The sequence below is a fragment of the Streptococcus australis ATCC 700641 genome (assembly GCF_000186465.1).
In the GTDB taxonomy this organism is placed as follows: Bacteria; Bacillota; Bacilli; order Lactobacillales; family Streptococcaceae; genus Streptococcus; species Streptococcus australis.
Genome location: NZ_GL636091.1, coordinates 1,285,139 through 1,297,083 on the forward strand (window position 1 = coordinate 1,285,139; position 11,945 = coordinate 1,297,083).

The 11,945-nt window shown below is 33.2% G+C and carries 11 protein-coding genes and 1 pseudogene; all 12 read left to right on the forward strand.

Annotation, left to right across the window (positions count from 1 at the left end):
* Positions 1-23: 23 nt before the first annotated feature.
* The 12 genes and pseudogenes from rlmD to HMPREF9421_RS05920 all read left to right on the forward strand — a co-directional run bounded on the left by rlmD (position 24) and on the right by HMPREF9421_RS05920 (position 11,945).
* Positions 24-1,382, forward strand: a complete 1,359-nt coding sequence (rlmD, locus tag HMPREF9421_RS05870; RefSeq protein WP_006596085.1) for a 23S rRNA (uracil(1939)-C(5))-methyltransferase RlmD — start codon at positions 24-26, stop codon at positions 1,380-1,382.
* A gap of 798 nt (positions 1,383-2,180) precedes the next feature.
* Positions 2,181-3,953, forward strand: a complete 1,773-nt coding sequence (locus HMPREF9421_RS05875) for a hypothetical protein (RefSeq protein WP_006596086.1) — start codon at positions 2,181-2,183, stop codon at positions 3,951-3,953.
* 322 nt (positions 3,954-4,275) lie between these two features.
* Positions 4,276-4,818 carry a GNAT family N-acetyltransferase gene (locus tag HMPREF9421_RS05880; RefSeq protein ID WP_197708611.1) on the forward strand — a complete coding sequence of 181 codons (543 nt, stop codon included), beginning with the start codon at positions 4,276-4,278 and terminating at the stop codon, positions 4,816-4,818.
* Positions 4,819-4,884: 66 nt separating this feature from the next.
* The gene (locus HMPREF9421_RS05885; protein WP_006596088.1) at positions 4,885-5,100 is read left to right on the forward strand and encodes a CHAP domain-containing protein; all 216 of its coding nucleotides are present in this window, start codon (positions 4,885-4,887) and stop codon (positions 5,098-5,100) included.
* Between the two features lie 134 nt (positions 5,101-5,234).
* Entirely contained in the window at positions 5,235-6,233 is a 999-nt protein-coding gene (locus tag HMPREF9421_RS05890; protein WP_006597126.1) for a hypothetical protein, read from the forward strand.
* Positions 6,223-6,687: pseudogene (locus HMPREF9421_RS11000) on the forward strand (hypothetical protein); the annotation flags it as partial. The gene HMPREF9421_RS05890 and the pseudogene HMPREF9421_RS11000, both read left to right, overlap by 11 nt.
* Before the next feature lie 30 nt (positions 6,688-6,717).
* Positions 6,718-6,978 (forward strand): hypothetical protein, encoded by a 261-nt coding sequence (locus HMPREF9421_RS11005; RefSeq protein WP_197708618.1) that lies wholly within the window; start codon positions 6,718-6,720, stop codon positions 6,976-6,978.
* A 595-nt stretch (positions 6,979-7,573) separates the two neighbouring features.
* Positions 7,574-7,918, forward strand: a complete 345-nt coding sequence (locus tag HMPREF9421_RS05900) for a hypothetical protein (protein WP_001127479.1) — start codon at positions 7,574-7,576, stop codon at positions 7,916-7,918.
* Between the two features lie 75 nt (positions 7,919-7,993).
* Positions 7,994-9,277: a hypothetical protein gene (locus HMPREF9421_RS05905; protein WP_006596091.1), complete on the forward strand. Its 1,284-nt coding sequence runs from the start codon at positions 7,994-7,996 to the stop codon at positions 9,275-9,277.
* A 148-nt stretch (positions 9,278-9,425) separates the two neighbouring features.
* Positions 9,426-10,055 (forward strand): TetR/AcrR family transcriptional regulator, encoded by a 630-nt coding sequence (locus HMPREF9421_RS05910; protein ID WP_006596092.1) that lies wholly within the window; start codon positions 9,426-9,428, stop codon positions 10,053-10,055.
* Positions 10,056-10,332: 277 nt separating this feature from the next.
* On the forward strand, positions 10,333-11,073 hold the full coding sequence (locus tag HMPREF9421_RS05915) for an ABC transporter permease (protein WP_006596093.1): 741 nt from the start codon (positions 10,333-10,335) through the stop codon (positions 11,071-11,073).
* A 134-nt stretch (positions 11,074-11,207) separates the two neighbouring features.
* Positions 11,208-11,945: an ABC transporter ATP-binding protein gene (locus HMPREF9421_RS05920; protein ID WP_006597273.1), complete on the forward strand. Its 738-nt coding sequence runs from the start codon at positions 11,208-11,210 to the stop codon at positions 11,943-11,945.

Below are 11,945 nucleotides of genomic sequence, written 5' to 3' on the forward strand. Positions count from 1 at the left end.
AATTTGTAGAAAGATTGAACACCATGGTAAAGAAAAATGAAATTGTAGACGTTGAGATTGTTGATTTGACCCACGAAGGAGCAGGAGTGGCTAAGGTCGATGGCTTGGTCTTTTTTGTGGAGAATGCCCTGCCAGGAGAAGTCATCCGCATGCTCGTGCTTAAAGTCAACAAAAAGATTGGCTACGGAAAAGTAGAGGAGTACCTAGAAAAATCCCCTTATCGTAATGAAGAACTAGACCTGGCTTACTTGCGAACAGGGATTGCCGACTTGGGCCACCTAGCTTATACCGAGCAATTAAAATTCAAGGCCAAGCAGGTCAAGGATAGTCTATATAAAATGGCAGGTATATCTGATATGGAAGTACCCCTGACCTTGGGAATGGACCATCCTGTCCAATACCGCAACAAGGCCCAAGTCCCTGTTCGTCGTGTCAATGGTCAGGTCGAGACTGGCTTCTTTCGGAAGAACTCTCATGATTTGATGCCGATCGAAGATTTCTACATCCAAGATCCAGTCATTGACCAAGTGGTCTTGGCTCTTCGGGATTTGATTCGTCGTTTTGATCTCAAGCCTTATGATGAGAAGGAACAGTCTGGCTTGATTCGTAACCTTGTTGTTCGTCGTGGCCATCATTCTGGAGAAATTATGGTCATTTTGGTCACCACTCGTCCCAAGATTTTCCGTGTGGACCAGTTGATCGAGCAGTTGATCAAGCAATTCCCAGTCATTAAATCTGTCATGCAAAACATTAACGACCAAAATACCAATGCTATTTTTGGGAAAGAATGGCGTACGCTTTATGGCCAAGATTATATTACCGACCAAATGTTGGGTAATGATTTCCAAATCTCTGGACCAGCCTTTTACCAGGTCAATACAGAAATGGCAGAGAAGCTCTATCAAACAGCCATTGACTTTGCGGACTTAAAAGAAGAGGATGTGGTGATTGATGCCTACTCCGGAATTGGGACCATTGGCTTGTCAGTTGCCAAGCATGTCAAGGAAGTCTATGGGGTAGAAGTCATCCCTGAAGCTGTGGAGAATAGCCAGAAGAATGCTGCGTTAAACAATATCACCAATGCCCACTATGTCTGTGACACAGCTGAAAATGCCATGAAGAATTGGCTCAAGGAAGGCATCCAACCAACCGCCATCCTAGTTGACCCACCACGCAAGGGCTTGACCGAAAGCTTTATCAAAGCAAGCGCCCAAACAGGAGCTGACCGCATCGCCTATATCTCCTGTAATGTCGCAACCATGGCGCGTGATATCAAACTCTATCAAGAATTGGGATACGAATTGAAGAAAGTACAACCGGTTGATCTTTTTCCGCAGACGCATCATGTCGAGTGTGTAAGCTTGTTGGTGAAACGCGGTTAATCCTCAAAAGGTTCACTGAACCTTTTGAGTCCCGCAAACGCATCATGTTGAGGCAGTATCACTGCTTGTACGAGCTGAGGCATCAGCGAAGTAGAAGTAGATGATCTGCCCATGGGATAGCTGTCGTAGAGTAAGGAGTTTACGACGAAACGATAAGGCAACAGCGAACCGCCGAGTGTATGAGCTTGTTGGCAAAACGCAGTTAATCCTCAAAAGGTTCACTGAACCTTTTGAGTCACGCAAACGCATCACGTGGAATGTGTAGCTTTGCTTGTGAAAGTCTAGAACCTTTTAGCGAAAAGTTTTATGTAGTCACTGGAAACAGTGGCTTTTTTAGCTTTGGTTGAGGTGTACAAAGCACTATATTGATGAAGAAATACTGCAGCAGACCTCCAGTGGAGCCTTATAGTTTCTTCTTAAAAATAAGGAAACGCTATAAGAGAGGTGGCATAATTTTAGCGAAGAACAAAAACTGTAGAGGTACCATGCGACTCAATTGGAGGAGTTGCTAGGCGGTGATCAGGAAGAATTCAATGGAAGAAAGATGTATTAGGTACTTGAGAAGATTAGTCTAGGAGAGGACGGTAACATCACCGTTAATTTTTTAGAAGGAACCGAAGATAATTTATAAGGCCATAGATAAGAGAGGAGGTACTCTAGCTATGGCCTTTTTGTATTAATCAGATATGTAAGCTTTTTCTCAGTATTCTTTCAATGCCATTCTCAGGCTTTTCTATAAATGTATGATATAATTAAAGAAGGTAAATTTGCAAAAATATACTTGATTGAGGAGTTATAATGGCTAATAGTGCAAAAATTGAATCCCTTGGCATAGATTATCTCAATCTTCTGATAAATAAAAATGAATGTTTGCAATCCTATATAACTACAAATGACAGAACACCTATATGGGATGGTAGTATCCATGTATTAAAAGAAAACTCAAGCAGCAAGTCAGATATTTTAGGTACTGTTCCAGTTCAAGTTAAATCCTCAACGAGAAAAACAAGATTAAATAAATTTGATATGAATATCACGGACTTGAAGGCATATCAATCTGAAGGTGGCGCGGTTTTATTTGTAGTATTTATTAGTGATAATAATGAATTAAGAAAAATATGTTTCAAGTCTATTCTTCCTGTCACAGTGAAAAAAATTCTAAAACATAAAGATATTAAACCGGGAACTCAGCAAAAAATTACTCTTGATATCTATGATTTAGAAGAGGCTGAACTATACCCTACTCTTTTAGATTTTTTAGATCACAGAAAGAAACAGTTTAGTTTTTTCCAACAAAACAATCATTTAATAGAGAGTATTCCGAAAGACAAGGAATTCAGATTTTATTTTAGGGGTTCTTCACCAACGAGTGTTTTCAATTATCAAAGAAAACATGAGATATTTCCATATGTATTTGATGAAGCGACAGGTATAGAAATTCCAGTAGCAAACAGTATTGAAATAGCAAGTATCTTAGAGAATACAGATTTAGTTATAAAAATAGGTGAGAATCAAATTTTCAAAGATGTGAAAAGAATCCGTAATTCCGATGGTAGTGTAGAACTAAAATTTGGCCCAGGTTTCTCTATCAGTGTCCTTTCAAGAACCGACAAAAAATTTTCTTTTTCTTATGAAAGACCAAGTAAACTTCCAGATGCTATTTCTAATACACAATCCTTAATTGAATTTTCTGAGAAGGGTTATATCTATATTGATGAACAGAGACTGGATTTCGAGAATGAAAATTTAAAGCAACTAGAAGGTCTTAATCTAAATAATGAGTTGAAAGAACTTAATAAGTTAAAGAGTAGTCTAGAAGAATTAGGGATTACTAAACCTTTAGAGTTATCAGAATTTGATAATAAATCTCGTAGTCATCTTTTATTACTTGAAGATGGATTGATAAATAATAAAAAAGTATCATTGAATTTTGATGAATCTAAATTAATGAATATCCGAGTCGGAAATCTACATTTTTTGTTGTTATACCATCAAACTACTCCTAAGGATGGTTATCTAATTAATATTTTTAAAGATACCCCCTGGTGCAGAAGTACCGATGAGGCTGTTAATGATACGGAGGACATCTCGTTATTTGAATTATTTTCAATTGATGATTGGGTTCAAATTGATAATTGTGATTTTGATGCGGTAATTTCCTCATATAATCGTTTGCTAGATACGACAGGTTCTAAGATAGATGCCAATGATACTTTGGTTAGAATTATATCAGCCTACGACAAGATTGAAGAAACAAATAAAAAGCTTGAATTATTGAAGTGGGCAAATCAGCTATCTGATTGGAATATCGCTCATTCGCATGATAAACCTAGAACTATGATTAATCATCTACAGTTAAAACAAAGACAAGAAGAGCTTTCAGATGTTGATGTAGAGAAGTTAAATTCCCTTTTACTTAAATATCAAACTGAAGCAGAAATCTGTTTTGGTATTGCGGTGTTACTGGGAACTAGGAGACAAGCTGATTTATATTGGAAAAAAATGAGTGGAGATATGCAAGAAGCTTATAAAGACTTTCCCATTTACAACTTATATTGCAAACTTGTATAATCTTCACTTTAAGGCAGTAAACTTAACAGTACTGTGGTAAGTTCCGTTTAATGATTTAATTCAAATCTTTCGACTACGATTATTTCGTTTCATAGTATAGGTGGTAACCATCAATGCATGTTGAGGCAGTATCACTGCTTGTACGAGCTGAGGCATCGGCGAAGTAGATGATCTGCCCATGCGATAGCTGTTGTAGAGTAAGGAGTATATGACGAAACGATACGGTAATAGCGAACCGCTGAGGTAGTATGTTTGCTGGTGAAATCGTAAAAACTTTCATCTGAAGAAATTTTATAAACAGATGGAATTTAAGGAGAGAAAAATGATTTTAGAAACGGAGAGATTTATTCTTCGCCCATGGGAAGAAAGAGATGCCAATGATTTATTTCAATATGCTAGTCATCCAGAGGTTGGTCCGATTGCAGGTTGGCCTGTACATACTAGTGTTGAAAACAGCAGAGAGATTATAAAAAGTGTTTTTTCCGCACCTGAGACATACGCCATCGTTTTAAAAGAAACCATGCAACCAGTGGGCAGCATCGGATTGATGCTCGGTTCTGCAAGTAATATAGGTATTCCTGATGCTGATGCGGAGATTGGTTACTGGATAGGAGTTCCGTATTGGGGTCAGGGTCTGATACCAGAAGCAGTTCGTGAGATAATGAGCCATGGATTTGATGGCCTGAATCTGGAGAAATTGTGGTGCGGTTATTTTGACGGCAATACAAAGTCACAGAGAGTTCAGGAAAAATGTGGTTTCCGTTATCATCATACAAAAGAGAACGTTCCGTGTGCATTGGAAGGTGTTCTTCGCACAGAACACATAACCTGTCTATCAAAGGAAGAGTGGATTTCATTTAAGTAAAGCCTATTTTGTCGAGTTAAACTCTTTTAACGATAATCTTATGTTATCGTTAAAAAGTCTGTTAATATGTTCCCACATACGAACGCAACCACCTGTCCAAGTGCTGAAGTTATTATCTCCTTTTTCGGTGGTAGTAATGGAACCTTTGTTCCATATGGTCATGTGTCTTTTGTCAAGAAGGTCTATCCAAATGATTCATTTCTGGCATCGGAAATGAATGTCGATGACAGACCGTTTTCTCAACCAGATAATGCTATGAATTTTACTTATACGACGAAATAGAGAGTCTTTACTTGAAATTTTGTAATATTTTGGTGACTTATAGTTTATGTAAGTCATTTTTTTATTATCAAAAAAATTGTATTTTATCATTTAAAATGATAAAATACATACATAATGATAAAAAGGAAAAAATAATGAATTTTAAAAAGATAATTTCTATTTTTCAATCGTTTTATATTAATGTAAGTGTTGAAAAAATAGCTTTAACTTTACCAATCAGTTTTGAAAAAAGATTTCAATATGCCAAAATGAAGTTTCATAAGGAGTCATTTTTATTGATTAAAGAAAAGAGAAGAGGAAGTTTAAACTCATTTGTTACTCAAGCTCGTACTATAGGTAGAAAAGCTAGCATGGATGTTATTTTGGTGTTTTCAAAGCTATCAGACAATGAAAAAAAACAACTCCTTCAAGCTAGAGTTCCTTTTGTAGACTTCAAGGGGAATCTCTTCTTCCCTCCATTGGGATTAGCATTGAATGCTAATCATGATGTTGAAGTATTTAAGGAATTAACACCTAGTGAACAATTAACTTGGATTGCCTTTTTATTGACAAAAGGTCAAAAAGTAGTAGATGTTGATTTGCTTTCACAGATAACTGGACTGCCAAACTCAACAATTTATAGGTGTTTGAGAACTTTTAAAACTTTAAATTGGTTGAACAAGCCAAATAAACTTTACACATATACTGCATCAAAAAAAGAATTATTCTTAAAATCCGAGTCATTTTTATTTAATCCCATCAAAAAACGGCTCTTGTTGTCAGATTTTGATCTAAAGAAGATACAATCTGATTCTATGCTTTTATACGGTGGTACTTATGCTTTATCCTATTTGACTTTTTTAGCTGAATCAGATGAAAATAGTAGCTATGTCATATCACAGAGACAATTCAATAAATTATCCTTGCCACTTTCTCAGCATATTTTAGAAGGCAAGGTATTGGAGATATGGCGATATAGTCCTTTTGTATCTGAATTTTGGAACGATTTTAAAGAAACTCAAGATAGACAGTTTGTTGATCCTATTTCTCTTTATTTGACCTTAAAAGATGATGATGATCCACGTGTAGAGGAAGAGATTGAAGTACTAAAAAGTAATATATTACAGTATCTAGGAGAAGATGATGCCAGCTAATACGAAAGCTATTTTTCAAGAAATGTTTGCGAATTTTCAAGACTATTATGTTTTGATTGGAGGGACTGCAACCTCTATTGTATTGGACTCGCAAGGATTTAAAAGTCGGACAACAAAAGATTATGATATGGTAATCATTGATGAATTAAAAAATAAGGAATTTTATGATACCTTGAATCACTTTTTAGAATTGGGAGAATATCAAGGAAGTCAGAAGGATGAAAAAGCACAGCTATTTCGATTTACAACAAATAAACCTGACTTTCCTTCTATGATTGAATTATTTAGTATTTTACCAGAATACCCATTAAAAAAGGAGGGGAGAGAAATCCCCTTACATTTTGATGAAGATGCTAGTTTGTCAGCCTTACTATTGGATAAGGATTATTATAATATATTGGTGCATGAAAAAGAATACGTTCAGGGATACTCGGTGTTGAGTAATCGTGGTTTAATTATTTTCAAGGCTAAAGCTTGGTTGGATATGAGAGAACGCTCTGCAACAGGTACTCAAGGTTTAAGTAAAGCTATTAAAAAACATTTGAACGATATTACTCGATTAACAGCTTTATTATTAGGGAGTGACAAACTGTCAAATATAACCTCTAGTGACACGGTGAAAGCAGATATGCACCGTTTTGTGATAGAACTTGAGTCTGTGATATCAACTATTCCTCAAAATGATGATATTTTATTGAATCGGAATGAAGTTTTTGAAATTTTGAAAGATTTTCTAGATAGTTAAAATTAATTGTAATCACATAGATATATCGAAATGGGCACACTTGGTTATGTTTCGGCATATGATAGATATTTTGTTACTGGAATAAGATCTCAAAAGATCGCAAGTGGAATCTATAACATTAAATCTATTTTATAACTAGTAAATTTTTATGAGAAAAACATAGAACAATTAGATTCAGTCCAAAAGAATTTTATTGTTGCTGATATGCTATATCCTCAAATGAAAATTCTTGATATGGGATTTCGGCAGATTGGTTTTGACCTAGATAATAAATAACTATTTACATCTAAATCTGGAGCTAATTAATGGATTTACTTTTAAATGGTGTGTTTCACCTTACAGAAAAAGTAAAGAACAATAGTAAAAGATAATTTACCAAAAAAGATTTTTGGAATTCGTAGAAAACATAGTAACTATGAATCCGAGGAGATTAGTTTTGATTGATAGTAAATTTTAATTGAATAAATTATTAGCCTTCGGAGTACTATGTACCACATATTATTTTTATAGTTAAGAAAAGGACTATACAGCATTCTATCAAGATATTTTTACATAGATGATACTGCATTTTGAATTATAACAAAGGAGTACTAACATGCCGAAATATACCGACGAAGATATTAGAAAATTAAATAAAATCACATTAAAAATAGCAGGTGATTATTTAGGTATAAGTTCACAGGCAGTTGCTATAGGTCTTAGAAATAATCTTCTCCCAATTGGTTTTGCTATTCATAATGAAGAAAGAGACAGACGTTTCACTGAGAGTTGGTCATATCATATTATCGCTGAAAGAATGATTTCATACAATCACGGTAAGCTATCAGAAATCCGTGTTGAGAATATTGAAACTAGTTTAGATAAAATTATAGAGGAATTTAATGGTTTAAAACAAGATTTACTTTTTATATTAAGCGAAAATGCAGAAGTGAAGAATTAGAAGTTTTTGAATTTGCGTTTTCGCTTGGTAAATATAAAAATGGTGATGTAAAGTATAAGGGTAAAGGTGTTTCAAATGAAGATAATAAAGACCTTTTCTAGAGAAGAACTCTATGAAGAAATCTGGGAGATAAGTGCGAAACAAGTTTCATTGAAATATGATTTAAGTTATTCTGACTTACTCAAGAAATGTAAAGAATTTGAAATCCCAATTCCAAAGGGTAGTTATTGGTATCGTAAGAATACTGGACAAGACTTAAGTGAACTTATCGTTCCATTACCACAAAATAACATAAATGAGGTTCATATTGATAGAAAAAGTTTAAAGAACAGTAGAATTAAAGCTGCTAAATATAAAGAAGATAGTACGGAAGATAAAAAAGAAGATACTGTTAAACTTGATACAACTAGTATAAGAAGTTCATTATCATTCTTAGAGGACGATAAAATAGAGCGTATTATTGAAACAGTTTCGAATCTAAACCAGTCTCCAAATAAGAGATTACATAAATCTGTAGCTAATCTAAGGGATAAAATTGCAGAGTGGAATAAGAGGGAAAAAGCTGCTTCCTATCCTTACTTTGATTCTAGGCACAGATATAATGATTTAAAAGAACCTAAGTTTGTAAAAAATATTTCACTAAATTCTCTTCCACGTTTATATCGCTTTTTAGATACACTAGTTACTGTTATTGAAAGAATCGGTGATAATGTAACTTCAGGTTGGGATATTCAAATTGATAAGGACATTGTTCGTTTTGAAGTTATAGAATCAACAGATAAAGTAATTCATGAATTAACAAAAGAAGAAGCTAAAGAACTAGCAGAGTACAATGATAGCATTAAGTTTAATGGATATGCTTATAAACCAAGAATAAAGAAGTATGACTATATAGCAAATGGAAAATTTCGATTTAAGATAATAGATGGTAAATACATTAAAGATACTAAAGAAATCTCGATTGAGGAATTAATCCCAGAAATAATTGTTTTAATTTACCAAGAGTATTATAAAGTTAAGAACTTACGACTTGAACGTGAAGAGAGAGAAAGACTATACGAAGAAGAACAAGAGCGAAAAAGAAAATTACAAAATAAAATCGAAGATGAGAAGAATCGGACAATGTCTCTTCTTAATATGTTAGAAGATTTTCAAACTGCAAATGATTTAAGATTGATGGCAGATAAACTAGAGATAGCAGGCAATCTTAGTAAAGAAGAAATTGATTGGATTAGATCCAAAGCTGACTGGATCGACCCAATAGTTTCTTCAACAGACGAATTACTAGGAATTAGAAATCATGAAAATTCTAGAGAACAAAAAGAACAATATCTGAGTGAGAAAAGGTACTACTGGTAACTTTTTCGTTAAAACATTTTAGCGAAGCGATAATGACAAGCCTTGATTGTAAGGCTTTTTTTGCATATTCCAATAAAGAACTTGACATTAATAGTTACTTCCACTACAATAGAATTACATACCTTCGGTATGTTAGAGAGGGACTAAAATGGCAAGGAATAGAAACTCACATGAAACTAGAAAAAAAATACTAGAGGTCTCCAAAAATTTATTTTTAGAAAAAGGATTTGATAATACGTCAATACAAGATATCATAGATGGCTTAGGTGGACTAACAAAAGGTGTTATCTATCATCATTTTGAGTCTAAATATGATATACTTCAAACAATCATTAGCGAAAATAATCAAGAAATTTTAAATTATAATTGGAGAGGAAATACTGGATTAGAAAAGATACAAAATTCTTTGATGGACTCTTTCTCTAATTTTGAACACCAAAGGCTCGTATACTCTGCCTCAATCATGCTAAGAAGTCCACGTTTGTTAGGGGAGCAGTATCTAGGTCTATTTTCTGATTTTTTACCCGAAATTAGAGAAAAAGTTTACGAAGGAGTTGAAGATGGGTCTATTAAAACAGAATATCCAGAAGAGCTAGCAGATTTAATTGTTTTAACTCTAAATATTTGGATTGGTTTTCAAATTTCCGTTTTTTCATTAGTAGAATTAAAGCGCAAAATGAATTTCATTAAACTTACTTTTGAAGGTCTAGGGGTACAGTTAATTTCTGATGAAATGATGGAGGTGATTTTCAACTTATTCGAACACTTAAAAAAATAGTAAATAAGTCGTCGCATGACATTCTTGTTAATACTCATTTCTATTTATGTATTATCAATTGAATAAATTATCTTACATAATTTATAATTAAAAAATAACATACTTTAAGTGTGTTATTAAAAATCTATTATACATACCGTAGGTATGTTTGTTTTTAGTATATACATACCGATAGTATGTATAGTGACATTGTCTGAAGAATAAGTTTATTTTTAAATATTTGTCGAGATTAGTCTGAATAGTTTATTCTTTATTTACGCTTTGGAGGAAAGAATCTATGTTGTCGCTTATTAAAATTGAATTAAATAAAGTTTCTAAATCTAAATTATTTTTAGCCTGGTTGTGTACTATATTTATAGTGTTAGGTATTACAGCAATCATTATTATGGGTTTAGGTACTGACAATAAACTAGGAGAATTCACTGGACAGGATTCTAATGTTATTAGAGTTACTGGTAAATGGGAAGGTTGGGCAATTGTAGCTTCATTGTTTTCATCTTTATTTACAAAAGCAGCATTTTTGATTTTCGAATCTTATTTATTGTCTATGATTATTATTGATGAATTTAAACGAAGAACAATTTTTCAGTTGTTTTCTTATCCTATTTCTAAAATAAAGTTACTATGGGGAAAAATTCTTTCAGTCATTCTAATAGCATTTATTGCACATTTTTCTGCACATTTAGTGATTCAATTATTCATTAGATTCATGGCTGTTGTAACTGAATCTAGTTATATCCCTATAGCTAGTCAATTAATTAACTTAGCTGGAATAACGTTTGCAACAGTACTAATAGGGTTACTACCATTTGTTTTAGGTGTGATTAAGCATTCAACAGCTATAACAATGCTTACAGGGCTTGGTTTAGCAGCATTACTTTCAAATGTAAGTCCAGGAAGTTTATCTAATAATATTGCTGATAACTTATTCTTCTTAATATTTGCTAGTTTCATAAGTTTAACGATTGTTTCATTTTCAATTTATACTATTTCAAGAAAAGATATTAATATCAAGTAGCATAGTTGAGTTTAAACGAAGTCAAGTTATAATTCCTTGATGATTTCTGTAAAAAAAGAGACTGTATAAGTTAGTATTTATGCTCCGGGAAAAAAATCTTGCATTTAAAGCTGGATATAGAAAGAGAGATAGAAATGAGAAATATTGTTGAAATAAAAGAAGTTTTTAAAACTATTGATAAAGAAGAAATTTTAAGTGGTATCAACCTTCAAATTGCTGAAGGAGAAATCTATGGTTTTTTAGGACCGAATGGTGCAGGGAAAACAACGTTAATGAAATGTATGTTATCCTTATCAACAATTACATCAGGTAGTATTGAAATTTTTGGGAAAAATCTACAAGAACACAGAGAAGAAATCCTAAGTCAGATTGGAAGTATTATTGAATCACCAATTTTTTATGATAATTGCACTGCAAAAGAAATTTTGGAAATTCACGCTCAGTATATGGGGAAAAATATTATTGAATCAGATATGATAAGAGCCTTAAGAATGGTCGGATTAAAAAATACGACTAAAAAAGTAAAAGATTTTTCATTAGGAATGAGGCAAAGGCTTGGTTTAGCTCGTGCCTTTCTAACAAAACCTAAATTGTTAATTTTAGATGAGCCAATCAATGGTTTAGATCCAATAGGAATTCAAGAAATTCGAAATCTTTTGTTGTCGCTTTCTAAGGAGCATGGAATTACAATACTAATATCGAGTCATATATTATCGGAAATTTCACAGATAGCAGATAAAATTGGTTTTATCAAAAATGGAGAAATGGTAGAACAGGTCTCTATGAAAGAGATTAGGAGAGAGAATATTAACTTAGAAGAATATTTTATGTCTCATTTTCTAAATGAAATTAAGAATTATGAGGTAGATTAA

Coding starts and splice junctions, on each gene's coding strand:
- rlmD (WP_006596085.1), top strand. CDS start 24: ATGGTAAAGAAAAATGAAATTGTAGACGTTGAGATTGTTGATTTGACC.
- HMPREF9421_RS05875 (WP_006596086.1), top strand. CDS start 2,181: ATGGCTAATAGTGCAAAAATTGAATCCCTTGGCATAGATTATCTCAAT.
- HMPREF9421_RS05880 (WP_197708611.1), top strand. CDS start 4,276: ATGATTTTAGAAACGGAGAGATTTATTCTTCGCCCATGGGAAGAAAGA.
- HMPREF9421_RS05885 (WP_006596088.1), top strand. CDS start 4,885: ATGTTCCCACATACGAACGCAACCACCTGTCCAAGTGCTGAAGTTATT.
- HMPREF9421_RS05890 (WP_006597126.1), top strand. CDS start 5,235: ATGAATTTTAAAAAGATAATTTCTATTTTTCAATCGTTTTATATTAAT.
- HMPREF9421_RS11005 (WP_197708618.1), top strand. CDS start 6,718: ATGAGAGAACGCTCTGCAACAGGTACTCAAGGTTTAAGTAAAGCTATT.
- HMPREF9421_RS05900 (WP_001127479.1), top strand. CDS start 7,574: ATGCCGAAATATACCGACGAAGATATTAGAAAATTAAATAAAATCACA.
- HMPREF9421_RS05905 (WP_006596091.1), top strand. CDS start 7,994: ATGAAGATAATAAAGACCTTTTCTAGAGAAGAACTCTATGAAGAAATC.
- HMPREF9421_RS05910 (WP_006596092.1), top strand. CDS start 9,426: ATGGCAAGGAATAGAAACTCACATGAAACTAGAAAAAAAATACTAGAG.
- HMPREF9421_RS05915 (WP_006596093.1), top strand. CDS start 10,333: ATGTTGTCGCTTATTAAAATTGAATTAAATAAAGTTTCTAAATCTAAA.
- HMPREF9421_RS05920 (WP_006597273.1), top strand. CDS start 11,208: ATGAGAAATATTGTTGAAATAAAAGAAGTTTTTAAAACTATTGATAAA.